Origin of the sequence: Streptomyces sp. AcH 505 (assembly GCF_000818175.1) — a bacterium.
In the GTDB taxonomy this organism is placed as follows: Bacteria; Actinomycetota; Actinomycetes; order Streptomycetales; family Streptomycetaceae; genus Streptomyces.
Window position 1 is genome coordinate 6,631,411 of sequence record NZ_JTIY01000001.1, and the last position, 24,298, is coordinate 6,655,708.

General features: G+C 70.3%; 26 protein-coding genes. 14 read left to right on the forward strand and 12 right to left on the reverse strand.

Annotated elements, in window-relative coordinates:
• Window positions 1–294: methyltransferase domain-containing protein (locus HY68_RS29070; RefSeq protein ID WP_041997502.1), on the reverse strand; the 294-nt coding region annotated here is incomplete at its 3' end.
• Between the two features lie 20 nt (window positions 295–314).
• Window positions 315–893 (reverse strand): CGNR zinc finger domain-containing protein, encoded by a 579-nt coding sequence (locus HY68_RS29075; protein WP_041994425.1) that lies wholly within the window; start codon window positions 891–893, stop codon window positions 315–317.
• A gap of 97 nt (window positions 894–990) precedes the next feature.
• Here HY68_RS29075 and HY68_RS29080 point away from each other — a divergent pair, with 97 nt between their 5' ends.
• Window positions 991–1,686, forward strand: a complete 696-nt coding sequence (locus tag HY68_RS29080) for an SDR family oxidoreductase (protein ID WP_041994427.1) — start codon at window positions 991–993, stop codon at window positions 1,684–1,686.
• Between the two features lie 40 nt (window positions 1,687–1,726).
• Here HY68_RS29080 and HY68_RS29085 read toward each other — a convergent pair whose 3' ends face one another.
• Complete coding sequence (locus HY68_RS29085) at window positions 1,727–2,155, reverse strand: PPOX class F420-dependent oxidoreductase (RefSeq protein ID WP_041994430.1); 429 nt, start codon at window positions 2,153–2,155, stop codon at window positions 1,727–1,729.
• A gap of 143 nt (window positions 2,156–2,298) precedes the next feature.
• On the opposite strand from HY68_RS29085, the gene HY68_RS29090 reads away from it, so the two are divergent.
• The 3 genes from HY68_RS29090 (at window position 2,299) to HY68_RS29100 (ending at window position 4,278) form a co-directional block, all read left to right on the forward strand.
• The gene (locus HY68_RS29090) at window positions 2,299–2,712 is read left to right on the forward strand and encodes a roadblock/LC7 domain-containing protein (RefSeq protein WP_041994433.1); all 414 of its coding nucleotides are present in this window, start codon (window positions 2,299–2,301) and stop codon (window positions 2,710–2,712) included.
• 123 nt (window positions 2,713–2,835) lie between these two features.
• On the forward strand, window positions 2,836–3,720 hold the full coding sequence (locus tag HY68_RS29095) for a DUF6397 family protein (RefSeq protein ID WP_041994435.1): 885 nt from the start codon (window positions 2,836–2,838) through the stop codon (window positions 3,718–3,720).
• Window positions 3,721–3,804: 84 nt separating this feature from the next.
• On the forward strand, window positions 3,805–4,278 hold the full coding sequence (locus HY68_RS29100; protein WP_041994438.1) for a carboxymuconolactone decarboxylase family protein: 474 nt from the start codon (window positions 3,805–3,807) through the stop codon (window positions 4,276–4,278).
• 26 nt (window positions 4,279–4,304) lie between these two features.
• Here HY68_RS29100 and HY68_RS29105 read toward each other — a convergent pair whose 3' ends face one another.
• From HY68_RS29105 to rhaI, 4 genes are all read right to left on the reverse strand, one after another.
• Complete coding sequence (locus tag HY68_RS29105; RefSeq protein ID WP_041994441.1) at window positions 4,305–5,276, reverse strand: fibronectin type III domain-containing protein; 972 nt, start codon at window positions 5,274–5,276, stop codon at window positions 4,305–4,307.
• Between the two features lie 164 nt (window positions 5,277–5,440).
• Complete coding sequence (locus HY68_RS42990) at window positions 5,441–5,599, reverse strand: hypothetical protein (RefSeq protein WP_157874419.1); 159 nt, start codon at window positions 5,597–5,599, stop codon at window positions 5,441–5,443.
• A 33-nt stretch (window positions 5,600–5,632) separates the two neighbouring features.
• A complete protein-coding gene (locus tag HY68_RS29110) occupies window positions 5,633–6,655 on the reverse strand; it encodes a LacI family DNA-binding transcriptional regulator (RefSeq protein ID WP_041994444.1) in 1,023 nt (340 codons plus the stop codon).
• Between the two features lie 31 nt (window positions 6,656–6,686).
• Window positions 6,687–7,856, reverse strand: coding sequence for an L-rhamnose isomerase (gene rhaI / locus HY68_RS29115; RefSeq protein ID WP_041994446.1), 1,170 nt, complete (start codon window positions 7,854–7,856; stop codon window positions 6,687–6,689).
• Window positions 7,857–8,071: 215 nt separating this feature from the next.
• Here rhaI and HY68_RS29120 point away from each other — a divergent pair, with 215 nt between their 5' ends.
• The 5 genes from HY68_RS29120 to HY68_RS29140 all read left to right on the forward strand — a co-directional run bounded on the left by HY68_RS29120 (window position 8,072) and on the right by HY68_RS29140 (window position 14,309).
• Window positions 8,072–9,595: a sugar ABC transporter ATP-binding protein gene (locus tag HY68_RS29120; RefSeq protein WP_041994448.1), complete on the forward strand. Its 1,524-nt coding sequence runs from the start codon at window positions 8,072–8,074 to the stop codon at window positions 9,593–9,595.
• Complete coding sequence (locus HY68_RS29125) at window positions 9,592–10,641, forward strand: ABC transporter permease (RefSeq protein ID WP_041994451.1); 1,050 nt, start codon at window positions 9,592–9,594, stop codon at window positions 10,639–10,641. Before HY68_RS29120 ends, HY68_RS29125 begins: the two co-directional genes overlap by 4 nt.
• Window positions 10,642–10,738: 97 nt before the next feature.
• Window positions 10,739–11,758, forward strand: coding sequence for an ABC transporter permease (locus HY68_RS29130; protein ID WP_041997505.1), 1,020 nt, complete (start codon window positions 10,739–10,741; stop codon window positions 11,756–11,758).
• A 21-nt stretch (window positions 11,759–11,779) separates the two neighbouring features.
• Window positions 11,780–12,877 carry a rhamnose ABC transporter substrate-binding protein gene (gene rhaS, locus HY68_RS29135; protein WP_041994454.1) on the forward strand — a complete coding sequence of 366 codons (1,098 nt, stop codon included), beginning with the start codon at window positions 11,780–11,782 and terminating at the stop codon, window positions 12,875–12,877.
• A gap of 1 nt (window position 12,878) precedes the next feature.
• The gene (locus HY68_RS29140; RefSeq protein WP_041994457.1) at window positions 12,879–14,309 is read left to right on the forward strand and encodes an L-fucose/L-arabinose isomerase family protein; all 1,431 of its coding nucleotides are present in this window, start codon (window positions 12,879–12,881) and stop codon (window positions 14,307–14,309) included.
• Here the strand turns inward: HY68_RS29140 and HY68_RS29145 are convergent.
• The gene (locus tag HY68_RS29145; protein WP_063779685.1) at window positions 14,244–15,263 is read right to left on the reverse strand and encodes a YihY/virulence factor BrkB family protein; all 1,020 of its coding nucleotides are present in this window, start codon (window positions 15,261–15,263) and stop codon (window positions 14,244–14,246) included. The two genes, HY68_RS29140 and HY68_RS29145, sit on opposite strands and share 66 nt — an antisense overlap.
• 199 nt (window positions 15,264–15,462) lie before the next feature.
• On the opposite strand from HY68_RS29145, the gene HY68_RS29150 reads away from it, so the two are divergent.
• Window positions 15,463–15,945: a tyrosinase family oxidase copper chaperone gene (locus HY68_RS29150; protein ID WP_041994460.1), complete on the forward strand. Its 483-nt coding sequence runs from the start codon at window positions 15,463–15,465 to the stop codon at window positions 15,943–15,945.
• 30 nt (window positions 15,946–15,975) lie between these two features.
• Window positions 15,976–16,842 (forward strand): tyrosinase family protein, encoded by an 867-nt coding sequence (locus tag HY68_RS29155; RefSeq protein WP_041994463.1) that lies wholly within the window; start codon window positions 15,976–15,978, stop codon window positions 16,840–16,842.
• Window positions 16,843–16,919: 77 nt separating this feature from the next.
• Here HY68_RS29155 and HY68_RS29160 read toward each other — a convergent pair whose 3' ends face one another.
• On the reverse strand, window positions 16,920–17,204 hold the full coding sequence (locus HY68_RS29160) for a chaplin (protein WP_041997510.1): 285 nt from the start codon (window positions 17,202–17,204) through the stop codon (window positions 16,920–16,922).
• A 129-nt stretch (window positions 17,205–17,333) separates the two neighbouring features.
• The gene (locus tag HY68_RS29165; RefSeq protein ID WP_041994466.1) at window positions 17,334–17,798 is read right to left on the reverse strand and encodes a DUF2000 domain-containing protein; all 465 of its coding nucleotides are present in this window, start codon (window positions 17,796–17,798) and stop codon (window positions 17,334–17,336) included.
• Between the two features lie 71 nt (window positions 17,799–17,869).
• On the opposite strand from HY68_RS29165, the gene HY68_RS29170 reads away from it, so the two are divergent.
• The gene (locus HY68_RS29170; RefSeq protein ID WP_041997512.1) at window positions 17,870–18,364 is read left to right on the forward strand and encodes an Lrp/AsnC family transcriptional regulator; all 495 of its coding nucleotides are present in this window, start codon (window positions 17,870–17,872) and stop codon (window positions 18,362–18,364) included.
• A 57-nt stretch (window positions 18,365–18,421) separates the two neighbouring features.
• Here HY68_RS29170 and HY68_RS29175 read toward each other — a convergent pair whose 3' ends face one another.
• Complete coding sequence (locus HY68_RS29175; RefSeq protein ID WP_157874420.1) at window positions 18,422–19,540, reverse strand: SGNH/GDSL hydrolase family protein; 1,119 nt, start codon at window positions 19,538–19,540, stop codon at window positions 18,422–18,424.
• Window positions 19,541–19,649: 109 nt separating this feature from the next.
• Here HY68_RS29175 and HY68_RS29180 point away from each other — a divergent pair, with 109 nt between their 5' ends.
• On the forward strand, window positions 19,650–20,498 hold the full coding sequence (locus tag HY68_RS29180; protein WP_041994472.1) for an oxidoreductase: 849 nt from the start codon (window positions 19,650–19,652) through the stop codon (window positions 20,496–20,498).
• Window positions 20,499–20,584: 86 nt separating this feature from the next.
• Here HY68_RS29180 and HY68_RS29185 read toward each other — a convergent pair whose 3' ends face one another.
• Window positions 20,585–22,372, reverse strand: a complete 1,788-nt coding sequence (locus HY68_RS29185) for an ABC transporter ATP-binding protein (protein WP_041994475.1) — start codon at window positions 22,370–22,372, stop codon at window positions 20,585–20,587.
• A gap of 141 nt (window positions 22,373–22,513) precedes the next feature.
• Between HY68_RS29185 and HY68_RS29190 the strand changes: the two genes are divergently transcribed.
• Window positions 22,514–24,214 (forward strand): SpoIIE family protein phosphatase, encoded by a 1,701-nt coding sequence (locus tag HY68_RS29190; protein ID WP_078863847.1) that lies wholly within the window; start codon window positions 22,514–22,516, stop codon window positions 24,212–24,214.
• The last annotated feature ends 84 nt before the right edge of the window (window positions 24,215–24,298 follow it).

Genomic DNA, 24,298 nt, shown 5'->3' on the forward strand with positions numbered 1-24,298 from the left:
CGCGTCGGCCAGCAGCAGCCGCGCGTCGTGGTGCCGCCCCGCCCGTACGGCAGCGCCCAGCATCTCGGGGGTGAGGTCGGCGCCGAGCACGGTGCCGCGGCTGCCCACGGCGGCCCGCAGGGCCGGCAGGGCCCGTCCTGTCCCGCAGCCCGCGTCCAGCACGGCGTCCCCGTCGCTGACCCCCAGATCGGCGACGGCAGCCGCGTAGGCCGGTCCGTCGTCGGGGAAACGGGTGTCCCAGCCCGTCGCGCGGGGGCCGAAGAACTCCCGCACATGCGTGTGGTCGTCATCCATGCCTCCATCATCCCCGCACATCATCCCCGCGCGCGTCTGCGCTCCCGTGAGGCCCGGAGATTGGCGGCATTGCCGCAGGTGCGCACGTTGTGCCAGACGCCGCTGTTGTTGCGGGACGTGTCGTAGAACGCGGACGCGCACTCCGGGTTACGGCACACCTTGAGGCGGCGCCAGGTGTCCGCACGCTGGGCGAGCAGCGTCTCGGACCACAGGGCGGCCTCCAGCCAGCGCGCTCCCGAGCCGACCGGAACCATGATCACCTGGCCCTCGGCGTCGGTGTCGAGCCGCGCGGTGACGTCGGCGCCGGGGCGCGGGCGCTCCGGCGTTTCCTCCCGGTGCGCCATGGCGCCGAAAGTGGCCCGGAGACCGCGGAGCGCGGCGGGGTCGGCAGCGGTCAGGGTGACGTCCGGAGTGACGAGGTCATGGACCCGGGCCCATTCGTTCGCCACGTCGGACAGCCAGCGCTGGGCGGACTCCCGCTCGGCCAGCAGATCAGGGGCGTACGACGCGATCGCGCGCGTGTTGATCAGCTCCTGCACCAGGGCGAGCCCGGCGGGAGCCGTACGCAGTTCGTATCGTTCACTGGCCGGCCAAGACATAGGTGAATCGTACTTGACTATGTCGCTCCGTGCCAGCATGCTCGACATAGGTAAACGGCAGACGCCTCTGTCGCTGTGAGAATTGAGGAGAACGACCATGACCACCATCAATGGAGCCATCGCACTGGTCACCGGCGGGCAGCGCGGTCTCGGCAAGGCCTTCGCGCGGGAACTGCTGGAGGCGGGAGCCGCCAAGGTCTATGTCACCGCACGCACGCCCGTCCCCGACGACGATCCGCGTATCGTGCCGCTGCCGCTGGAGGTCACCGACCAGCAGTCGGTCACCGAGCTGGCACGCGTGGCGGGCGATGTCACCGTCGTCATCAACAACGCCGGGATCGGCGGGGCCGACCCGCTCATCTCGTCGGAGATCGACGATGTGAAGGCGCTCTTCGACGCGAACGTCTTCGGCGCGCTGCGCGTCGCAAGGGCCTTCGCCCCGATCCTGGCCGCCAACGGCGGCGGGGCGCTCGTCGACATCCACTCGGCGCTGTCCTGGCTGCCGGGCTTCGGGGGCTACGGGGCGACGAAGGCCGCGCTCTGGTCCATCACGAACTCGCTCCGGCTGGAGCTGGCACCCGCGGGCACCCAGGTGCTCGGCGTCCACCTCGGGTACACCGACACGGACATGATCCGTGACCTCGACGTCGCCAAGGGCGACCCTCGCGACGTGGCGCGCGAGGTGGTCGTCGCACTGGAGAAGGGCGAGAGCGAGGTGCTGGCGGACGACACGAGCCGCGCCGCCAAGGCCCTGCTCTCGGGTCCTGTGGAAGGGCTCGCACCCGCCGCCTGAGAGGCAGGGGCGGGGGCGAGCGCTCCGGTGGAGCGGTGCGTCAGCCGGTCAGATCCGCTGTGCCGATGACCTTCTCCATGCGGACGCGCACGAGCAGTTCGCCGGGCACGCCGTTGCGCTCGCCGAACGCGCGCCCCCGTTCCTTGCCCATGTAGCGCTCGGCGATCCGGACGGCGGAAGCGAGCAACTCGTCGGGGTCCTCGCTCACTTCGACCGGGCCCTCGACCACCACGAAGGCGAAGGGCGGGCGTTCGTCGTCCACGCAGATCGCGACCCGGCCGCTGCGCAGCAGGTTCTTCCCCTTCACCGTCTCCTTCCCGGTGTTGAAGAGGAGGTCGTCGCCGTCGAGCACGAACCAGACAGGTGCGATGTGCGGGGTGCCGTCGGCCCGCACGGTGGACAGTTTGGCGGTGCGGGTGCCCTCGGAGAGGAAGGCCCGCCACTCTTCTTCGTTCATCTTGGAAGCCATGCCCGCATTTTCCGCCCCCGGAGCTGTCCGGGGGCGGTGCGACGCGCCCCGGCGTATCCGTCTGGACCGCTTGCCCGCAGGCGGCCCGTGCGAAAGGCTTACGGCCGTCGCTGCATGGTGAACATATGAACGTGGAGGCATGAATGGTGTTGGAAAAGGGACTGGACTGGCTGCTGGACGACCTGACGGAACGGGTCGAGCACATACGGCACGCGCTGGTGCTGTCCAACGACGGACTGGTGACGGGAGCCAGTTCCGGTCTTGCCCGTGAGGACGCGGAGCATCTCGCCGCCGTCTCGTCAGGTCTGCACAGTCTTGCCAGGGGCTCGGGGCGGCATTTCAGGGCCGGCAGGGCGCGGCAGACCATGGTCGAGTTCGACGACGCGCTGCTCTTCGTCACCGCGGCGGGCGACGGCAGCTGCCTGTGTGTGCTGAGCGCCGCCGAGGCCGACGTCGGCCAGATCGCCTACGAGATGACCCTCATGGTCAACCGGGTCGGCGAACATCTGGGTGTCGCCGCGAGGCAGCCGGGAAACCCAGCGGTCAGCGGCCTCTGAGCGGGCTGCTTCCCGGCGCTTCGCGCCGGACCTCCGGAGTTATCCACAGGCCGCTCGGCGGGGGCGGCGAACGCGCTACGGTCGTCACCGAGAGTAAGGGAAGCTCACGGGGGAGACCACATCATGACTGTTGTCAGCGCCAGCGCCCAGGACGTCGGAGTCGTCAGGGCCGCGCGTGAACTGGAACTGAAACGGGGCGAGTTCCAACTCGCCGTCCAGCTGGGCCACATCCGTACGACCGCCGGGACGGGCAGCGGCCGACGACGGGTGGCCGGGCAGGAGATCGCCCGTCTGCGAGCCGTCGAGGGATTTCCCGACACGCTGCGCGAGCGGGTCCGTACGGTGGGCACGGCTGAGGGGGCCGCGCTCATCGGCATCAGCCCCGGGCGTTTCACCCGGCTGGCGCGGGCCGGGTTTTTGATCCCGGTGCGCTTCTACCTCAACCGCTACCGTGCGGTCGTCTGGCTGTATCTCGCCGCGGAGCTGGCGGAGTTCGGCGCCGCGGAATCCACCCTGCTCACCGGCCCTCTGCCGCCGCCGCTGCGCGCCCTCCTCGACTCAGGCGAGGACCGCAGACCGCGCAACTGGCGGGGCAGGCGTGTCGGCCTCCTGCTGAATGAGCGCGACGACCCCTGGGAACGGGCCGCGTGCGCCGGGAGTGTCCTGGACGACGCGCAGCTGGCGGAGGTCGTGTCCGACTCCTTCGAGCGGGCGTATCTGGACCGGCTACGGCCGGTGCTCGCCCCCGGCGGACCCGCGACCGAGGCCGGACAGGCGGCGCTGCGGGAGCTGCTGGTGGCGGACCGTCCGGACGAGATCGAGTGGCACAGGACCAGTCTGGCCGGGCTGCTGGAAGAGGCCCGCGCGCTGCGGCCCGCCCCCGGAAGCAAGGCCGGGCCCGATCCGAGCCCCGGTCCCGCACCGGCGGTCCGCCGTGGTCAGCGGGCGGGGCTGCTGAGCCGGCTGGGGATCAGGAAGGGCGGCAGACCTGCGGGCGCCTCGGTGTGAGGGGGTGCCTTCCGTCCATGTCACAGCGTGCCGGGCTGTCTCGTCGTAGGGGTGTAGGCATCGACAACGACGGAGGAGTCCACCATGGATGCCCGTATGAACGTGTTCGGCAACCCGGTCGGAAGCAAGGTCTGGAAGCACATCATCGCGGCGAACCAGGCGATCGTGGAGTCGACGCTGCCGGCCGCGACACAGGAGCTGGTGAAGATCCGCGCGAGTCAGATCAACGGGTGCGCGGGCTGCCTCGACATGCACACGAAGGAAGCGGCCGCGGCCGGCGAGAGCGCCGTGCGGCTCCATCTGATCGCGGCGTGGCGGGAGGCGACGGTCTTCACCGAGGCCGAGCGTGCGGCGCTGGAACTGACGGAGCAGGGGACCCGGCTCGCCGACGCGGCGGGTGGCGTCAGCGACGAGGTGTGGGCCAATGCCGCCAAGCACTTCGACGAGGACCAGCTCGCCGCACTGATCTCCCAGATCGCCATCATCAACGCCTTCAACCGGGGGAACGTCATCATTCAGCAGCCCGCGGGGAACTACCGGGTCGGCATGCTCGGATAAGGGGTGCGGAAGTGCTGGGGCGGCTGTCAGGTCCGGCCGGCCGGGGTGACGACGGTGCGTTCCGCCGAGAAGGCTCCCCAGTCGCCGTCCGGCAGTTGGGCGCGGATCTTGACCCGGTACCCGACGCCGGGGCCCGCACCCGCGTACACGCTGTAGGTGGCGCGTCCGCTCGGCGCCTCGCCGCCCCAGACGAGCGTCGTGGCGAAGGCGCCGTCGAGATAGATCTGGTAGGAGGTGACGGTGCCGCCGGTGTCGGGCGGCTGCCAGGACAGGTCGAGATAGTGCCCGCCGTCGGCGTCGTGCGTCGTGACCCGGAAGTCGGCCGGCCGGGTGTCCGGATCGTCGGCGGGGCCGTGCGGGGTCGTGACCTCGACGGCGCCGCTCACCGGCGACGCGTTGTCGGCCGCGTCCCTCGCGGTGATCGTGAAACGGTAGCGGGTGCCCGGGCGCAGCCCGGTGATCTGTGCGGAGGCGGCGGCGCCGTCGACGCTGTGGATCTTGGTGCCGGCCTGCTGGATGTCGTACGAGGTGATGTCCCGGCCGTCCTTGGGCCGGTGCCAGCTCAGGCGCGCGCCCCGGGGGCCCGCGCTGCGGCCCTTCAGTCCCGTCGGCCTCGCCGGGGCCGTGGTGTCCTCGGCGACGGCGGCCGGTGTCGTGACGGCCTTCGCGCCGCTGTGCGGTGAGCGGCGGCCTTCGGCGTCCTTGGCCAGGACGGTGAAGGTGTACGAGGTCGACGGCGTCAGCCCGACGATGTCGACCATGGTCTGGCCGGCCGGGACGTTCTTGACCTTCCGGCCGCCCCGGTACACCTCGTACCCGCTGACGTGGGCGGCGCCGGTCGCTCCGCGCCACATGACATGGACGGTGGTGGCACTGCCGGCCTGGGCCGTGACGCCCGCAGGGGCGGACGGGAGCGGGTCCCCGGCGTTGCCGCCACAGGCGGCGAGGCCGAGGACGGCGGCGGAGACGAGTGCGGTGAGGCTGAGGGTCCTTCTCATGGCCGTGTCCTCCGTCGGTCGTCCCTTACGGCGGCAATGGTCTAGACATATATGACACAGTGTCGGGTTCACATCAAGAGGCCCGCTACGATCGGGGCCCTGATCGCGTCGACCGGTCGCGGTATGTGTACGCGCCAGCGGGCTGCCCGAGCGGGCCGACATGATCAGATACGGGCCGCCCGCCGCGCGGTGTAGAACGTGACCTCGGCGCCCAGCAGTTCACGCTCGTAGCTGAGACCCGGCACACCGGTTTCGCGGACAGCCGCCTTCGCCACGGCCAAGGCCACCGCGTGCGCGGAGCCGTCCTGTTGACTCTTGGTCACCCGACGTCCTGCCTCCGGACTTGGACCCGTATCTCAGGGCACCCGGCGGCGCGTCGAGCTGCGGACCACCAGCTCCGGCTGGAGCACCACGGAGCTGTGCGTGTGATCGGCCGCGTCCGGACCTGTCTCGTCCATCAGCATCCTGGCGGCCGTACGCCCCATCCGGTCGGCCGGCTGACGCACCGACGTGAGCGGTACGACAGCGGCGGCGGCGAACTCGATGTCGTCGTACCCCACGATCGATACGTCATCGGGCACATTGACCCCGGCGCCGTACATGGCCTGCAACACCCCGAGCGCCAGCAGGTCGTTGGCACAGAACACGGCGGTCGGCCGCTCGGCGAGGCCCAGCAGCCGCGCGCCCGCGTCGATCCCGGACGCCACGTCGAGCCGGGCCGTCTCCACCTGGCGCAGCGCGTCGTCGGACAGGCCGGCCTCGCGCAGCGCGCTCAGCGCGCCGATCCGGCGGTCCCGGCACTGCGGCAGCTCCATCGGGCCGCTGATGTACGTCACCGAACGGTGCCCGGACGCGAGCAGATGCCGCACGGCGAGCGCGCCGCCCGCCACGTCGTCCACCGAGACCGAACAGCCGTCGGCGGTCGCCACCGCCCGGTCCACATGCACGTACGGGATGCGCTGGCGGGCGAACTCCCGCACATTGCCGCCGGTCGGGTCGGCGGGGGTCAACAGCACGCCACGCACCCGCTGTTCGGCGAAGAGCGACAGGTACTCGGCCTCCTCGGCGGCGCTGCCCGCGCTGTTGCAGAGCATCACCCCGAGCCCGGCCTCCCTGGCGGCCCGTTCGGCGCCCTTGGCGACGGCGACGAAGAACGGGTTCGCCATGTCGAGCACGAGAATGGCCAGGATCCGGCTGGTGCCGACCCGGAGCTGTCTGGCTGTCTCGCTGCGTACGAAACCGAGCTCGTCGATGACGGCGCGCACCCGCACCCGGGTGCCCTCCGACACCTTCTCCGGCCGGTTGAGCACGTTCGAGACGGTACCGACCGAAACCCCGGCCAGCCGGGCCACATCCTTGATGCCCACCGTCTGCGTCACGTGACCATCATATGTGCGGCACGGCCGCCGTTCAGGCTCCCCAGCCCGCCTGGACACCGCCGACCCGCTCGGCCACGATCCGCTCGCCGTAGCCCGACGCATGGTAGGCGGCCACGGGGTCCGCGTCGGCCCCCAACTCGTCCCGTACCTCGGCGACGAGCGGGCGTACGTCGGTGTTGAACGCGTCCATCATGGCCGCGTTGGCCGCGAGGACGTCGCCCGACCGCTGGGCGGCGTCGAGCGCGTCCGCGTCCACCAGCAGTGCCTTGGCCGTGGCCTCCTGGACGTTCATCACGGAGCGCAGGATCGCCGGGATCTTCGGCTCGATGTTGTGGCACTGGTCGAGCATGAACGCCGTGTCGGAGGTGAAGCCGCCGCCACGTATCACCTCGTACATGATCCGGAACAGCTGGAACGGGTCGGCGGCGCCCACCATCAGGTCGTCGTCCGCGTAGAAGCGGGAGTTGAAGTCGAAGCCGCCGAGTTTCCCCTCGCGCAGCAGCACGGCGACGATGAACTCGATGTTCGTGCCCGGCGCGTGATGGCCCGTGTCGACCACGACCTGCGCCTTCAGGCCGAGCCTGAGGCAGTGCGCGTACGCCGTGCCCCAGTCCGGCACGTCCGTCGCGTAGAAGGCGGGCTCGAACAGCTTGTACTCCAGCAGCATCCGCTGTCCGTCGCCGAGCCGCTCGTACACCGCGGCCAGGGCCTCGCCGAGCCGGCCCTGGCGTGCCGAGATGTCGTCCTGCCCCGGGTAGTTGATGCCGTCGGAGAACCACAGCTTCAGATCGCGCGAGCCGGTGGCGTCCATGATGTCGACGCACTCCAGCAGATGGCCGAGCGCCTTGCGGCGCACCGCCGGGTCCGGATGCGTCACAAAGCCCAGTTTGTAGTCGTCGTCCTGGAAGACGTTCGAGTTGATCGCACCCAGCCGCACTCCCAGTTCGCGGGCGTGCGCCGCGAGTGCGCCGTAGTCGTCCACCCGGTCCCAGGGGATGTGCAGCGCCACGGTCGGCGCGACGCCGGTGTGCGCGTGCACCCGCGCCGCGTCCGCGATCTTCTCCTCGGGCGTGCGCGGCACGCCGGGCTGCGCGAACACCTTGAAGCGGGTGCCCGAATTCGCGAACGCCCACGACGCCGTCTCGACGGCCTGTGACGTCAGCGCGGCTTTCACGGCGGGCACATTCGAGGGAGATGTCATGAATCGATTCACGGATGGGAAGTTAGGGAGGCGGGCAAGGGTGTGTCAAGACCCCACGCCCTGGACAGGCCCATTCGAACTGGACTTCCGAACATGTCGGCAAACATTCTGCGCGAACCATTGACGCGGCCCGCGGTTGGCCCTACCGTCCGAGAAACTTTATTGAAACCTTTCATGGCGGTCGGCGCGCCGAACCCCCATCGCTGAGGAGCCCCATGAACCAGCCAGTCACGGGTACCGTCCCGGTTCTGGCCCTGAAGGATGTGAGTAAGTCCTTCGGTGCCGTACGAGCGCTGCGGGACGTCTCCCTGCGGCTTGACGCCGGTGAGGCGCACGCCATCGCCGGCGAGAACGGCGCGGGCAAGTCCACCCTGATCAAAACACTGGCCGGGGTGCACAGACCGGACTCCGGGCAGGTCCTGCTCGACGGCCGGCCCGTGGTCTTCCACGGCCCCGCCGACGCGCGGGACGCCGGCATCGCCGTCATCTACCAGGAACCGACGCTCTTTCCCGATCTGTCCATCGCCGAGAACATCTTCATGGGCCGCCAGCCGCGCAGATCGCTCGGCCGTATCGACCGCGCCGCCGTACGGGAGCGCACGGCGGCCCTGATGAAGCGGCTCGGGGTCGAACTCGACCCGGGCAGGCCCGCGCGCGGTCTGTCGATCGCCGACCAGCAGATCGTAGAGATCGCCAAGGCGCTCTCCTTCGACGCCCGCGTCCTGATCATGGACGAGCCGACAGCGGCGCTCACCGGCAGCGAGACGGCACGGCTGTTCTCGGTCGTCCGGACGCTGCGGGCCGAAGGCGCGGCCGTGCTGTTCATCTCCCACCGGCTGGAGGAGATCTTCGAGCTGTGCCAGCGCGTCACCGTGCTGCGCGACGGGCGCTGGATCTCGTCCCAGGAAGTGGCGGAACTGACCGAGGACGGCCTGGTGCGTGCCATGGTCGGCCGCGATCTGGGCGATCTCTACCCCAAGCAGGCCGCGGACGTCGGCGAAGTCGCCCTGTCCGTCCGCAGACTGACCCGGGAGGGCGTCTTCCGGGACATCACCTTCGACGTACGGCGCGGTGAGATCGTCGCGCTGGCCGGACTGGTCGGCGCGGGACGCAGCGAGGTCGCCCAGGCGGTGTTCGGTGTGGACCGGGCGGACGCAGGCGAGGTCCATGTCAACGGCCGCAAGCTGGCGGCCGGTTCACCGACCGCCGCGATGTCGGCGGGGCTCGCGCTGGTTCCCGAGGACCGCAGACAGCGGGGTCTGGTGATGGAGATGTCCATCGCCCGCAACATCGGCCTGACCGGTCTCGACCAGCTCGGCAAGGGCGGGCTCGTCAGCCGGGCGCTGGAGCGCGGCAGGGCCGCCGACTGGGCCGTACGCCTCCAGCTCAAGTACGGCAGGCTCACCGACCCGGCGGGCGTGCTGTCCGGCGGGAACCAGCAGAAGGTGGTGCTGGCCAAGTGGCTGGCCACCGAGCCCGCCGTACTGATCGTGGACGAGCCGACCCGCGGCATCGACGTCGGTACGAAGGCCGAGGTGCACCGGTTGCTGTCGGCGCTCGCCGCCGACGGGCTCGCGGTGCTGATGATCTCGTCCGACCTGCCGGAGGTGCTGGGCATGGCCGACCGGGTCCTCGTCATGCACGAGGGCAGCATCGCCGCGGAGATACCGAGGGCGGAAGCCACCGAGGAGACGGTCATGGCGGCGGCCACCGGCCGTGGGACGAAGGCGGCGGCATGACGACTGTGCTGGACGAACCCACGGCCACGACGAAGGACGACGGCTCGGCGCGCTCGCTGGTCGACGCGGTCTTCCGGGCCAGGGAGATCAGCATCGCCGGCGCGCTGGTGCTGCTGATCCTCGGGACCTGGATCTCCAACCCGCGCTTCCTCGACGACCAGGGCATCAAGGACCTGCTGCTGAACGCGTCCATCCTGGTCCTGCTCGCCGTCGGCCAGTCGGTGGTCGTCGTGACCCGCAACATCGACCTGTCGGTCGGCTCGGTGGTCGGCCTCTCGGCCTTCGCCTGCGGCAAGTTCGTCGCGGGCACCGATCACGGGGTGCTCGTGGTGATGCTGCTCGGCATCGCGATCGGTGTGGTGTGCGGACTGGTCAGCGGAGCGCTGGTGAGCTTCGGCAGGGTGCCCGCGCTGGTGGTGACGCTCGGGATGCTCTACATCATCCAGGGCCTGGACTACTGGTGGGCGCAGGGCGACCAGATCGGCGCCGCCGACGTGCCCGACCCGATCCTCTCCCTGGGCAGCGGCAGCATCGTCGGCATTCCGTATCTGCCGCTCATCACCGCCGTGCTGCTCGCCGCCACCGCGTACTACCTGCGGGTCTACCGCTCGGGCAGGGAGCTGTACGCGATCGGGTCGAGCCCGGAGGCGGCCCGGCTCGCCGGTATCCCCATCCGGCGCCGGATCCTCGCCGCGTACGTCTTCTCCGGCGCCGTCGCGGGATTCGCCGGGACGCTGTGGCTGGCCCGCTTCGGGACGGTCGTCGCCGACAACGCGCACGGCTGGGAACTGACCGTCGTCAGCGCCGTGGTGGTCGGCGGTGTGGCCATCACCGGCGGCACCGGCACCGTCTGGGGAGCGGCGCTCGGCGCGCTCCTGCTCACCACCATCGGCAGCGCGCTGGTCGTCCTCAAGGTCGACGCGTTCTGGCAAGGAGCCATCACCGGCGCGCTGCTCCTCGCGGCCATCAGCGTCGACCGGATCGTCGGCCTGCGGATGACAGCGGCCTTGAGGAAGAGGAGCGCCCGCCATGGCAACGGTGCCTGAGACACCGGGAAAGCCGGGGACGCCGTCGCTCGACAAGCCGACGGAGCCCCCGAGGTCCGGCACGTCGCGCCCGACGACCGGCGAGTTCGTCAGGTCGGTGGGACTGCGCTGGGACACCGCGGTCGGAGTACTGCTGGTGGCGGTGTTCCTGGTGGGCCTCGGCACCACCGACGGGTTCGCCTCCAGCGGCAATCTGGCCTTCGCCTTCAACGACATCTCCGAAGTCGCCCTGATCGCCCTGCCGATGACGCTGCTGGTGGTGGCAGGCCAGATCGATCTGTCCGTCGCGTCCATGCTCGGTCTCGGCAGCGCCCTGACCGGGGCGCTGTGGAACGCCGGCTGGGCCTTCGAGACGATCGTGCCCGTCGTTCTGCTGGTGGGGGTCGCCGGCGGCCTGCTCAACGGCTGGCTGGTGACCCGGGTAGGGCTGCCCTCGCTCGCCGTCACCATCGGTACGCTCGCCCTCTACCGGGGTCTCGCGTCCGTCGCGCTCGGCAGTGACGCGGTCACCGACTTCCCGCAGAACTACTCCCGTTGGGCGGTCGACACCACCACGGTCCCCGGTACGTTCCTGACGTACCCGGTCGTCCTGTTCATCGTCCTGGCCGTCATCACGGCGGTGGTGCTGCACGCCACGTCGTTCGGCCGGTCCCTGTTCGCCATCGGCGCGCAGGAGGACGCCGCCTACTTCGCCGGTATCCGGGTCAAGCGCTTCAAGCTGATCCTGTTCGTCGTCACCGGTCTTGTCTCGTCGTTCGCCGGGGTCGTCTTCACCCTGCGCTACGGCAGTGCCCGCGCCGACAACGGCCTGGGCTTCGAGATGCTCGTCATCGCCTCCGTCCTGCTGGGCGGCGTCGACTTCGACGGCGGCAAGGGCACACTCTTCGGCGCCGTCGCCGGTGTGCTGCTGATCGGCGTCCTGAAGAACCTGCTCACCCTCAACGACGTCCCGAACGAGGTCCAGGTCATCGTGACCGGACTGCTGCTCGTCGCCTCCGTGCTCACACCGCGGATCGTCGCCGCCGCCGTCGAACGCCGTCACCGCAGAGCCGGCACCGCACCCGCACCGCCCACGGCACCCAGCCCCGTGTCCAGCACGTCGTCCCGCACCTCCTGAGCCCGAAAGGTCCCGGCCCTCATGATGATCCGTTCCATTGCCCGGCGTCGCGCGGTTGTCACCGCAGCCACCGCCTGCGCCCTCGCCGTATCCCTGACCGCGTGCGGGGGAACCACCAAGGACAGCGCGGACAAGGACACGTCGAGCGCGGGCGCCGGTGCGGGCGGCGCCGCCAAGGCCGACCCGAAGGCCCCGCTGAAGAAGGGGCTGAAGCTGGCGTTCCTGCCCAAGCAGATCAACAACCCGTACGAGAAGATCGTGGACGACGCGGGCATCGCCGCCACCAAGGAGTACGGCGCCACCGGCAAGGAGGTCGGCCCCTCCGACGCAAGTGCCTCCTCCCAGGTCTCCTACATCAACACACTCATCCAGCAGCGGCAGGACGCCATCCTGATCGCCGCCAACGACCCCAACGCGGTCTGCGGCCCGCTCAAGCAGGCCATGGCGAAGAAGATCAGCGTCGTTTCGTACGACTCCGACACCGCCAAGGAGTGCCGCCAGCTCTTCATCAACCAGGCCAGCTCGGAGGAGATCGGCCGCAGCCTCGTCCAGCACCTCGGTGAACAGCTCGGCTACAAGGGCAAGTTCGCGATCCTCTCGGCCACGCAGAACGCGACGAACCAGAACACCTGGATCGAGTTCATGAAGGACGAACTCAAGCTGCCCAAGTACAAGGACATGAAGCTCGTCAAGGTCGCCTACGGTGACGACGCCGACCAGAAGTCCTTCCAGCAGACCCAGGGGCTGCTCCAGGCGTACCCCGACCTCAAGGGCATCATCTCGCCCACCACCGTCGGCATCGCCGCGGCGGCGCGCTACCTCGACGACTCGTCGTACAAGGGCAAGGTCGTCCTCAACGGTCTCGGCACACCGAACCAGATGCGCAAGTACGTCAAGGACGGCACCGTCGAGCAGTTCTCCCTGTGGAACCCCGAGGAGCTGGGTTACCTCGGCTCGTACGCGGCGGCAGCCTTGGCGTCCGGCCAGGTCACCGGCGCCGAGGGTGAGAAGTTCAAGGCCGGCAAGCTCGGCGAGTACACCATCGGGAAGGACGGCGAAGTCATCCTCGGCAAGCCGACGGTGTTCGACAAGAACAACATCGACAAGTTCAATTTCTGAGATGACCACGCACACACGCACCCCGGCCGTCGCCCGCCGACCCAGGATCGGACTGGTCGCGGGCGGCCTCGGCGCCTACTGGCCGCAGTTCCCCGATCTGCTGCCGCAGCTGCGGCGCTCGGCGGCCCGGGTGACCGAGCGGATGGGGGAGTTCGACGCCGAGGTGATCGACGTCGGCTTCATCTCCGACGCCCAGGAGGGTGCGGCGGCGGCCGAGAAGCTGCGGGCGGCGGGCTGCGACCTGATCGTCGGGTTCCTGACGACGTACATGACGGCGAGCATGCTCGTGCCCGTCGCGCAGCGCAGCGGTGCGCCGGTGCTGCTGATCAATCTCCAGCCCACCGAGTCGATGGACCACGCCACCTTCGACACCGGACAGTGGCTGGCGTACTGCGGCGCCTGTCCGCTGCCGGAGATGGCGAACGCCTTCGAACGCGTCGGCGTGCCCTTCCGCTCCGTCTCCGGCTATCTGGAGGACGAGCGGGCCTGGCAGCGGATCGGACGCTGGATCCGCGCCGCGTCGGTCCGCTCGGTGCTCCGGGGCGGCCGGCACGGGCTGATGGGGCACCTCTACCCGGGGATGTACGACGTCTCCACCGACCCGACGATGGTCACCGCACACCTCGGCGGCCATATGGAGGTCCTGGAATTCGACGACCTGCGGGTGCGGGTGGACCAGGTCTCCGACAGCGAGCTGACGGCCAAGCTGGACGAGACGCGTGAGCTGTTCACCCTCGCCGACACGGTGGTCGAGGACGATCTGCGCTGGGCGGCGAAGGTCGCCGTCGGCCTGGACAAGATGGTCGCCGACTTCGATCTGGACTCCCTCGCCTACTACCACCGGGGACTGGGCGGCGAGATCCACGAACGGCTCGGCGCCGGCATGATCCTCGGCTCGTCCCTGCTCACCGCCCGGGGCATCCCCGCCTGCGGCGAGTACGAACTGCGCACGTCACTGGCCATGCTGATCGTCGACCGGCTCGGCGCGGGCGGTTCCTTCACCGAGCTGCAGGCGCTGGACTTCACCGCCGGGGTGGTCGAGATGGGCCACGACGGGCCGGGACACCTGGCGATCAGCGCCCGCAAACCGCTGCTGCGGGGGCTCGGCGTCTACCACGGCAAACGCGGCTGGGGCGTGTCCGTCGAGTTCGACGTACGCCACGGCCCGGTCACCCTGGTCGGCCTCGGGCAGAGCCGCGACGGCAGGTTCCGGCTGGTCGCGGCCGAGGGCGAGGTCGTGGACGGGCCCCTGCTGGAGATCGGCAACACCACGTCGCGCGTGGACTTCGGCTGCGACCCGGGGGAGTGGACCGACGCCTGGAGCGCGAGCGGGGTCGGCCACCACTGGGCGCTGGCCACCGGCAGGCTACTGCCCGAGCTGCGCGCCCTGGCCGGCCTGACGGACCTTGAGCTCGTGGAGGTCAGCGTCTGACGAGCGGGTCTCCGCCTCGGCCGCGGACGACGTGGTCGGCGACGGCACGGGAGTGCCGGCGCCGGCCGCCGGCGGCGCGGGCTTCCTGGACCTGGCCAGCTCCGCGTTGAACTGCGCGCCGAACAGCAGCGACAGATTGCTCAGCCACAGCCACACGAGGAAGACGATGGTGCCGGCGAGCGAGCCGTACAGCCGGTTGTACTGCGCCGCGTGGGCCGTGTAGAGCGCGAACCCGGCCGAGACCAGCAGCCAGAACACCACGGCGACCACGCCGCCCGGCAGGGCGCGGCGCAGCCCGCGTGTACCCGGCGGGCCCGTACGGAACACGATCAGCACCAGCACGGCGGCCAGCGCCAGCATGAGCGGCCACTTCAGCCCGCTCCACGCCACGCTCACCGCACTGCCCACGCCCAGGATCCGGCCGAGCCCGTCCGCCGCGTCGTCGGTCAGGACCAGCGTGAAGGCGCTCGTCACCAGCAGGGCGAGCAGCGCGCACGCCGCCACCACGATGCGCGGAGCGGTACGCCACGGCGGCCGGTGATCCACCGCGCCGTGCATCATGTGCAGCGCCCGCCGGAAGACCCCCAGATAACTGGAGGCCGACCACAGGGCGCCCACCGCGCCCGCCGACGCGAGCACCCAGGCCGCCGACCGCTGCTGCGCCATCCCGTCCAGGATGCCGCGCACCAGCGCCTGCGACTGGGCGGGGACGATGGAGGTCACCTGGGCGGTCAGCTGCCCGTTGGCGCCCGGCCCCGCAAGGCCGATCGAACAGACGGTCACGAGCAGCGCAGGGAAGATCGCCAGCACCGAGTAGTACGTGAGAGCCGCCGCCCGGTCCGTCGCGTCGTCGTTCCACATGGCGACGGGCGTACGGCGCAGCGCACCGACGAGCCTGGCCCGGCGCGTACCCCCGCCCGACCCGCTACGCCCCGCGCTCTCTTCGGCGGACACGCTGCCTCCTGCGTCCTCACGGTGCCGTTTCATCAGTACAGACCCGTCTACCCCGTTCAGGACCGCACACGGCACGCCGAACGTATCGGTACGGCACATGCCGCACGGCCCCGCCTCGGCGGATAACTGTTTCGCCGCCGTCTCGTTGACCGGTTCGGGGCCCTGGCCCTTGTCCCGTACACCGATGAGCGGAGCCGTGATGGCAGTCGGAATCGAGCTGGAGCCGAGAACCGTACCCGTGGCACCGCCCGAACCCCCGGCGGACGCGCCGCCGCCGGCCGGGGGCCGCACCCGGCGCGCGCTGCTCCGTTCGGTGTTCACCCTCGGCGTCGTCACCGCCACCACGGCGGCGCTCGCCCCCATCGTGAACGCGGGCCGCCGGCTCACCGGCGCCGGCCCGCGCCGCACGGAACCGGCGGCGGGAGCCGTCATCGACGAGATGTACCAGGGCCGGCAGATCACCGTGGTGTTCGAGACCCCGGAGGTACGGATCGACGGCCGGCCCCTGCACGTCATGCGCCGCGCCGACGGCAGCTATCTGAGCGTGGTCAACCACTACGAGTCGTTCCCGACCCTGCTCGAAACGGCCCGCGCGGCCGTCGACGACCTGCGCGGAGCCCGGCTGTCGCTCTCGGGACCGATGACACACCACAGCCGACCGCCCGAGCACTCGGACATCTGACAGCGCGACTGCGGGAAAGGCACCCACCGGATGTACACCAGAAAGAACCAGCGGAACCTCACCGCCGCCGAGCGCAGGAGCTTCGTCGGCGCGATCCTGGAGCTCAAACGGCGCGGCAGGTACGAGGACTTCGTCCAGACGCACACCGAGTTCTACGTCCCGGACGCGGAGAACGGCCTGCGCGCCGCGCACATGACCCCGTCGTTCTTCCCGTGGCACCGGCGCTTCCTGCTGGAGTTCGAAGGCGCGCTGCGCGAGATCGACCCGAAGGTGACCGTCCCGTACTGGGACTGGACGGTCGACCGGACGCCCGCTGCCGCACTCTGGAGCGAGGACTTCCTCGGCGGTACGGGCCGCTCGTCCGACCAGCAGGTCATGACCGGGCCCTTCGCGTACTCGGCGGGGTACTGGACCATCAGCGGCAATGTCACGGACGACAGGTTCCTCACCCGCGACCTCGGCCGCCCCCGCGACCCGATCGTGCTGCCCACCAAGGCCGAGCTGGCAAGCGCGCTGAACGAGAGCGTGTACGACGTGGCGCCCTGGGACTCGACTCCGGCCAAGGGCTTCCGCAACCGGCTCGAAGGATGGACGACCGGCGGCGGCAGACAGCCGTGGCTCAACCACAACCGGGTCCACCGCTGGGTCGGCGGGGAGATGCTGGGCGCCGCCTCGCCCAACGACCCGGTCTTCTGGCTCCACCACGCCTTCGTCGACCTGCTCTGGGACCGCTGGCAGCAGAAGCATCCGAAGGCGACCTATCTGCCGAAGCGCAGACTCCCCGAGGACGATCGGCAGAGCGGCCGGGTCATCAGCCTGGAGGAGACGATGCCCCCGTGGGACGTACGGCCGTCCGCGCTCCTCGACCACAAGAGCCTCTACCGCTACGAGGTCTGATCCCTGACCGTCGGTGGACAGGGAAACGGCGGCCCCCCGCGCGGGACGCGGGAGGCCGCCGGTCAGCGGGGTGGGGCTCAGCCGCCGTAGCCGCCCTCGTCGCCACCGTGGTCGTGGCCGCCCGAGATGTTGGCGCACTGGTTGCCGAAGGCCGGGTTCAGCAGACCGACGACGTCGACGGTGTTGCCGCACAGGTTGACCGGCACGTGCACCGGCACCTGGAGCAGGTTGCCGGACAGCACGCCGGGGGAACCGACGGCGGCGGCGCCCGCACCGGCGTCAGCGGCGGCCATTCCGGCGCCGCCGGCCAGCACGGCGCCGGTGCCGACCAGGACGGCGGTTGCCTTCGCGATACGCGACATAAAGAACTCCTTGAACGTTTCGAACACGGCCGCCTGTTGTGCGGCCTTCACGCACGTTCAACGCCGCGACTCACGCTCGGTAACGGATCAATGCCGAACCGATCGCGCCAGAGCCCAAACTTCCCCGGATCAGCGCAGCAGGGCGAGCCTGCCGACGAGCCGGTCGACCGTGTTGCGCGGGCCGACCAGGCTGACGGCCAGGTAGTCGAGGGTGTCGCTCTCGGCCTCGGCGATCAGACCGAGGTACTCGTCGTAGACGCGCGAGGTCTGCGCCTGCTCGGGCATGTCCACGATCAGCAGCTGGTCCTTGGTCGCGGCCTTGGTACGGATCTGGCGCAGCGTCGCGGCGTCGGCCGCCAGGACCGTACAGCCGGCCCACGGCAGTCCCGGGTGCGCGACGCCCGACGCGTCCTCGCCGTCCCTGCCGAGCAGGTCGGGCAGCGCCTTGCCGACGGCCGCCGCCATACAGGCGGCGGCGTTCGTCACCCGGCCCGCGGGCAGGTTCTCGTCGACGACGATCACCCACTTCAGCCGGGCCTTGCGGGTGGACTCATGGGTGGTGACGTCTTCGCTGGTCAATTGGGGAAGAGACATGCGGATACGCTAGGCAGACATGCTGGATCTGTCGCCAGCCTCCGCATGTCGTGCGCCGAAAGGGGCTCAACGTGAAATTTGATGCGATTGATCAAGCGATTCTGCGGGAGTTGCAGAACGACGCACGGCAGACCAACCGTGATCTCGCGGCGAAGACCGGTGTCTCGCCCTCCACGTCCCTGGAACGGGTGAAGCTGCTGCGCGAGCGCGGTGTGATCACCGGCTACCACGCGACGGTCGACCTCGACGCGATGGGACGGCCCGTACAGGCGCTCATCTCCGTCCGGATCCGGCCGCCCGCCCGGCCCGTCATCGAGGGGTTCCGCGAGTGGGCGGCGCGGCTGCCCGAGGTGATCGGCCTCTTCGTCACCTCGGGCGCCCATGACTTCCTGCTGCATGTCGCGGTGCCGGACGTGAACGGCGTCTACGCCTTCGTGATCGACCGGCTCACCGAGCGGCGTGAGGTGGCCGACGTGCAGACGACGCTGGCCTACGAACACGTCAGGACCCCTCGCATCGACCCGGCGGGCGAGCCGCGCGCCTCGACGGACACGAACCGTCGATGACAAAAGAGTGTCCGGTCAGCCAAGTGGGCCGGTGCACAGACCGGATCATGGATCGGCTCACAGCGCGCCGAGATCCACCGCCTCGGCCAGCGCGCGCATGCCCGCGTCGTTCGGATGCAGATGGTCGCCGCAGTCGAACTCCGCCAGTAGCCGTAGCGGGTCCCGAGGGTCACGCATGGTCCGGTCGAAGTCGATGACGGCGTCGAACGTCCCGGCCGTGCGGATGTACGCGTTGACCTCCTGCCGTACGGCTTCGGCCGCCTCCGACCAGGCCGGCCAGCCGTGGAACGGCATGATCGTCCCGACGGCCAGCCGCAGCCCCGCCGCCCCGACACGGGCGGCGATCTCCTCCAGCGCGGCGGTCATCGACCGCGCCGACGGCGTGGGATCCGCCTTGGTGTCGTTGACACCCTCCAGCAGTACGACGGTGCGTACGCCCGCGTGGGAGAGGACGTCGCGGTCGAGCCGGTGGAGCGCGCTCTCGCCCGATCCGTCCGCGAGCAGCATGTTCCCCGAGATGCCCGCGTTCGCGACGCCGCGCACCGAGCCGCCCGCCGGGTCGGCGAGCAGCCGGCGCGCGAGGAAGTCCGGCCAGCGGCGGTTGGTGTCGTCCGTGGAGGCCGAGCCGTCGGTGATCGAGTCCCCGAGGGTCACCACCGCGGTCGTCCCCGGCTCGGCCCGCACGGTGATCGCGTCCAGGTGCAGCCACGACTGGGTCTGCTCGATGTAGGGGCCCGGCCCGTGCCCGGCCGCCTGGTCGCCCTTGGCGACGTACGAGGTCTGCCCCGCCCGTACGTGGCCCGTGGCGGTGCCGGCCGCGTCCGACACGTACAGGCTGACCGCGAGATCGGCCCGCGCGGGGAACCGGCCGGACAGCGGGTCGCTGTGCGCGGCCCCGCCCGGCGGGATCGTGACCGACGGAGCGCCGTCGAAGGTGAGCGGGCGGTTGGTCCCCGCGCCGACCTCGGCCCCGGCGGCGGCTGTTCCGACGTACACCGGACCGATGGTCACGGGACGTTCGCCGAACGCGTTCGACAGCCGGACACGCAGGTCCCGGCCCCCGACGCTGGTGCGGACCACCAGCCGGTGCGTGCGGTCGGCGACGGCCTCGCCGAGCCGGTCGGCGCTCGCCGCCCAGGTGACGACGGTCGGCCGGGGGTCGGGAGCTGTCGGCATGGCGGAGCGTGGTCCTTTCGCGCTGAAGATCGACAAGAAGACCCTACCCATCAGGTGTTAGCGTTAAGTGAGAGGAAAACTATCGCTTAACCGTGAGACGAAGGCAGACATGACTCAGACCTGGCTGATCACCGGTAGCTCCCGCGGTCTCGGCCGCGCACTGACCGAAGCGGTCCTGGAGGACGGCGACAACGTGGTCGCGACGGCCCGCCGCCCCGAGCAACTGGACGACCTCGTACAGAAGTACGGCGACCGGATCAGGGCCACCGCCCTCGACGTCACGGACGCCGAGGCGGCCCGCGCCGCCGTCCGGCTCGCCGTCGACGCCTTCGGCAGGCTCGACGTCGTCGCCAACAACGCCGGATACGCCAACTCCGCCCCCATCGAGGAGATGGCGGAGGACGACTACCGCGCCCAGATCGAGACCAATCTCTTCGGCGTCGTCCATGTCACCAGGGCGGCGCTGCCGGTGCTGCGCGAGCAGCGCTCGGGACGCTTCATCCAGTACTCGTCCGTCGGCGGACGGGTCGGCGGCACCCCGGGGATGGGCGCCTACCAGACCGCCAAGTACGCGGTCGAGGGCTTCTCCGAGGTCCTCAGCAACGAGGTGGCCCCCTTCGGGATCAAGGTCGTCATCGTGGAGCCCGGCGCCTTCCGCACGGACTGGCAGGGCTCGTCCATGCGCAGGCACGAGGTCGGCGCCGACTACGACAGCACCGTCGGCGCCATGAACCGCTACCGCGAGGCCAACAACGGCAACCAGCCAGGCGACCCGGCGCGCGCCGCGAAGGCCGTCATCGACGTGGCCCGGCTCGACGACCCGCCGCTGCGGCTGCTCCTCGGGGCCGGTGCGGTGGAGAGCGCGCGGATGTCGGCGGCGACCCGGGCGGCCGAGATCGAGGAGTGGGCCGAGGTCGGCAACTCGGCGGACTTCCCGCAGGACGCGGCCGACAGCTGACGGCGCGGCTGGTGTCCCGCGGTGGACGCACGGCGCTGCGGGCGGTCCCGTACCGGCACTCAGCCCGGTACGGGACCCCGCCCGCGTTAGCCGAGCCTGCGTGGCTGGAGCGTCGTCGCGTACGTGCCGCCGCTCGCCAGCAGCTCATGATGGCTGCCCGCCTCGACGATGCGGCCCTGGTCCATCACCACGATGCGGTCGGCGTTCTGGATGGTGGAGAGCCGGTGGGCCACCACGAACACGGTCCGGCCCTGGACCAGCCGGGTCAGCGCGTCCTGGATCAGTCCCTCCGACCGGTTGTCGAGCGCGGACGTCGCCTCGTCCAGCACCAGGATCCTGGGGTCCCTGATCAGCGCCCTCGCGATGGCCAGCCGCTGCTTCTGGCCGCCGGAGAGCCGCGCGCCGCGCTGCCCCACCACCGTGTCGATCCCGTCGGGCAGCCTGCGCACGAACTCCATCGCGTTGGCCGCCTCCAGGGCCTCGCGCAAGGCGGTTTCGTCGGCGCCGCCCTCCAGGCCGTACGTCACGTTCTCCCTGATCGTCCCCTCGAAGAGGATCGACTCCTGCGGCACGACGGACAGAAAACGCCGGTAGGTGCGCAGATCGAGGGCCGCCATGTCCGAGCCGTCCAGCAGGATGCGGCCCTCGGTCGGCCGGATGAAGCCGATCAGCAGATTGAGGATCGTGGACTTCCCCGCGCCCGACGCACCGACCAGCGCCACGGTCTCGCCCGGCCGCACGGTCAGGTCGAAGTCCCGTACGGACGGCTCGGCGGCCTCCGGGTAGCGGAAGCCCATCCCCTGGAAGTCGATCCGGCCGCCGACCTCGGCGACGGACGTCTTACCTTCGTTGCTCTCCAGGTCGGGCGCCTGCAGCACCTCACCGATCGAACGCACCGACTCCAGGCCCTTGGAGATGATCGGGGTCAGATTCATCAGCGTCATCAGCGAAGCGGTCAGCGCGGTGAAGAAGCTGCTGATCATCACCACGTCGCCGGCCGATATGGAGAGCCAGCCGTAGTAGGCGACGAGCGCCGAACCGGTGAGACAGGCGACCGCCATGGTGTTGAGCAGGATCCAGGAGAGCGACCCGAAGCGGCCGTTGAGCACGTCGAGCCGGAACCCGGTGGTCAGCACCCGCTCCAGCGTGTTGTCCACGCGGTGCAGGGCGGTGCGCTCCAGGCCGTGCGCGCGGGTGATCGGGATGAGCGTGGTCATCTCGCCGACCCGTGACGACAGCCGTTCGATCTCCAGCCGGAACTCCTCGTTGTTGCTGCGGATGCGCGAGCGCAGTCTGCGCACCAGCAGCGCTGCCAGCGGTACGACGACGAGGAACACCGGCAGCACGACCGGGGTGCGGAAGCCGATCACGACGAGCCCGCCGAGCAGCGTCATGATGGCGCCGAGCCCCAGGTCGGCGCTCTGCTGGGTCATCGTCTCCACCGCCTCGACGTCCCGTACGACCTTGGTCTGCAGGACGCCGGCGCTGACCCGGGCGTGATACCCGATGGACAGGTACTGCATCCGCCGGCACAGCGCCGAGCGCAGTTCCCTGCCCATCCTGCGGATGCTGGCGCTCATCAGGCGCGAGTAGAGGACGGCGAGCGGAAAGTTCAGGACGAGGACGAAGACGAGGGCCCCGGCGTTGTACCAGAGCTCGGCGACCGGCTTGTGGTCCACGACCACGTCGATGATGTTCGCCGTGATCAGCGGCAGCAGCCAGACCGGTATGTGCTTCACGGAGAAGACGGCCACGGCGAGCAACAGCCTGCGGCGGTCGGGACGGAAGAGATAGGCGAGAGTCCGGAGCGGATGCTCCCCGGAGTAGTGGTGGTCCAGCGGGCTGGAACGCGGGGTGCAATCGGGTTTATGCATGGGGAGCGAAGTCCTCTTTCGGAAGCGATGACACGCGCTCGACGTGCAGACAGGCAGTCTCCTCCGTACGGGCCCCGGCGGAAAGCGGTTTCGGGCCGCGCTCGACAGGTGACACCGGACAAACGATGAGAAGCTGGGCGCATGGCTGATGGGGGCGCAGGACCGGCTGCCGTGTCCCTGCCGGACGACTGGCCCGCCCATCCGGACTTGAGCCTCGCGCTCAACCGCATGGGCAGTTTCGACTGGGATTACGACAGCGGTCTGCTGCACCTGGACCCGTCGGCGCTGGAAGTCCTCGGCCTGCCCGCCGAGAGCTACGACAGCCGCCCCCAGACCGTCACGGACCAGATCCCGCCCTACGAGGCGGCCCGCCTCGAAGCACACATCAACCGGTCGATCCGCGACCACGAGGACTCCTACGGCGCGTACTACCGGATCCGCGACGCCAGAGGCGCGCTGCGCTGGATCCACGCCCAGGCACACATCAAGTACGACGGCGAGCAGCCGCTGCGGATCATCGGCATCGTGCGCGGCGCCGACGAGGAGCTGGCCGAGGCGGCCGCGCGCAACGAGCTGGACGAGGGGCGCCGCAGACTCACCGACGTGGTGGAGGGGACGACGGCCCTGCTGGCGAGTGCCGGCACGGTCAAGGAGGTCATGGGCGTCCTGCGGGACGAGGACGCGCTCGGCCACCTGGGAGCGGTGAACGTGATCCTCGGGGTGCTGGAGGGCGGCCGGCTCATGCTCTCCACCGAGGGGCGCGCCGACCAGTACGACCCCCAGCTCGAATCCACCAAGGTCGAGGCACCGCTGCCGATAAGCGAGGCGGTCCGCACCGAGCGGCCGATCTTCGTCTCGTCCCGGCAGGAGTACCGCACGCGCTACCCGGAGCTCTGGCCCGTCATCGAACCGCTGCGGGTCGGCTCCGGCGCGTATCTGCCGCTGATCGCCCAGGGCCGGACGATCGGCGCGCTGGCGCTGCTCTACCCGGAGCGCGGCGAGTTCCGCGACGAGGAACGCAATCTGCTGGTCACGCTCGGCAGCAGCATCGCGCAGAGCCTCCAGCGCGCCATGCTCTTCGAACAGGAACACGACCTCGCCGAGGGGCTTCAGCAGGCGATGCTGCCCCGGTACATCCCCAACGTCCCCGGGGCGCGCGTCGCCGTCCGCTACCGCTCCGCGCGGCTCGGCAGGAACGTCGGCGGTGACTGGTACGACGTGATCCCGCTGCCGGGCGGCCAGGTGGGCGTGACGATCGGTGACGTACAGGGACACGACACCGATGCCTCGGTGGTCATGGGACAGCTGCGGATGGTGCTCTGGGCGTACGCGGCCGAGGGCCACCCGCCGGCCACCGCGATGGCCCGCACCTCGACGTTCCTGAACGAGCTGGACACCGACCGCTTCGCCACCTGCACCTACGTCCAGGTGGACATGACGACGGGTCAGCTGCGGATCGTACGGGCGGGACACCTCGACGCCCTGCTGCGCCGCGCCGACGGATCCAGCGAGTGGATCGCGGCGGCCGGCGGACTGCCGCTCGGTCTCTCGGCGGACTTCGCCGGTCCCGGTGGCATCAACTACCCGGTGACCAGCGGGGTGCTGGGCCCCGGCGAGACGCTGCTGCTGTGCACCGACGGTCTGGTGGAGCTGCCCGGCATCGATCTGGGCAACCGGCTCGAAGTGCTCCGGCAGACGGTCAGCTCGGGGCCGTCCGACATCGAGGAACTGGCCGATCTGCTCGGGCATGTGGTGGGGGACCAGGGCGGCAGCGACGACGTGGCCATGGTGCTGCTGCAACGCGACGGCGCGGGTGCGCCCGAGCGGATCAGGACCTGGTGAAGCGGCCGCCCCCCTTTTTTTTGAGGCTCGGTTCGCCTCCGGGGCGCTGCAAGCCACTGCCCCCCTTTTTTAGGGGCTCGGTTC

What these genes read in the sequence shown, in the direction of transcription:
- HY68_RS29100 (WP_041994438.1), top strand. Translation starts at nt 3,805, where the DNA reads ATGGATGCCCGTATGAACGTGTTCGGCAACCCGGTCGGAAGCAAGGTC.
- HY68_RS29075 (WP_041994425.1), bottom strand. Translation starts at nt 893, where the DNA reads ATGTCTTGGCCGGCCAGTGAACGATACGAACTGCGTACGGCTCCCGCC.
- HY68_RS29160 (WP_041997510.1), bottom strand. Translation starts at nt 17,204, where the DNA reads ATGTCGCGTATCGCGAAGGCAACCGCCGTCCTGGTCGGCACCGGCGCC.
- HY68_RS29180 (WP_041994472.1), top strand. Translation starts at nt 19,650, where the DNA reads ATGACTCAGACCTGGCTGATCACCGGTAGCTCCCGCGGTCTCGGCCGC.
- HY68_RS29165 (WP_041994466.1), bottom strand. Translation starts at nt 17,798, where the DNA reads ATGTCTCTTCCCCAATTGACCAGCGAAGACGTCACCACCCATGAGTCC.
- HY68_RS29150 (WP_041994460.1), top strand. Translation starts at nt 15,463, where the DNA reads ATGGCAGTCGGAATCGAGCTGGAGCCGAGAACCGTACCCGTGGCACCG.
- HY68_RS29155 (WP_041994463.1), top strand. Translation starts at nt 15,976, where the DNA reads ATGTACACCAGAAAGAACCAGCGGAACCTCACCGCCGCCGAGCGCAGG.
- HY68_RS29175 (WP_157874420.1), bottom strand. Translation starts at nt 19,540, where the DNA reads ATGCCGACAGCTCCCGACCCCCGGCCGACCGTCGTCACCTGGGCGGCG.
- HY68_RS29185 (WP_041994475.1), bottom strand. Translation starts at nt 22,372, where the DNA reads ATGCATAAACCCGATTGCACCCCGCGTTCCAGCCCGCTGGACCACCAC.
- HY68_RS29105 (WP_041994441.1), bottom strand. Translation starts at nt 5,276, where the DNA reads ATGAGAAGGACCCTCAGCCTCACCGCACTCGTCTCCGCCGCCGTCCTC.
- HY68_RS29120 (WP_041994448.1), top strand. Translation starts at nt 8,072, where the DNA reads ATGAACCAGCCAGTCACGGGTACCGTCCCGGTTCTGGCCCTGAAGGAT.
- HY68_RS29140 (WP_041994457.1), top strand. Translation starts at nt 12,879, where the DNA reads ATGACCACGCACACACGCACCCCGGCCGTCGCCCGCCGACCCAGGATC.
- rhaS (WP_041994454.1), top strand. Translation starts at nt 11,780, where the DNA reads ATGATGATCCGTTCCATTGCCCGGCGTCGCGCGGTTGTCACCGCAGCC.
- rhaI (WP_041994446.1), bottom strand. Translation starts at nt 7,856, where the DNA reads ATGACATCTCCCTCGAATGTGCCCGCCGTGAAAGCCGCGCTGACGTCA.
- HY68_RS29080 (WP_041994427.1), top strand. Translation starts at nt 991, where the DNA reads ATGACCACCATCAATGGAGCCATCGCACTGGTCACCGGCGGGCAGCGC.
- HY68_RS29090 (WP_041994433.1), top strand. Translation starts at nt 2,299, where the DNA reads ATGGTGTTGGAAAAGGGACTGGACTGGCTGCTGGACGACCTGACGGAA.
- HY68_RS29190 (WP_078863847.1), top strand. Translation starts at nt 22,514, where the DNA reads ATGGCTGATGGGGGCGCAGGACCGGCTGCCGTGTCCCTGCCGGACGAC.
- HY68_RS29095 (WP_041994435.1), top strand. Translation starts at nt 2,836, where the DNA reads ATGACTGTTGTCAGCGCCAGCGCCCAGGACGTCGGAGTCGTCAGGGCC.
- HY68_RS29085 (WP_041994430.1), bottom strand. Translation starts at nt 2,155, where the DNA reads ATGGCTTCCAAGATGAACGAAGAAGAGTGGCGGGCCTTCCTCTCCGAG.
- HY68_RS29125 (WP_041994451.1), top strand. Translation starts at nt 9,592, where the DNA reads ATGACGACTGTGCTGGACGAACCCACGGCCACGACGAAGGACGACGGC.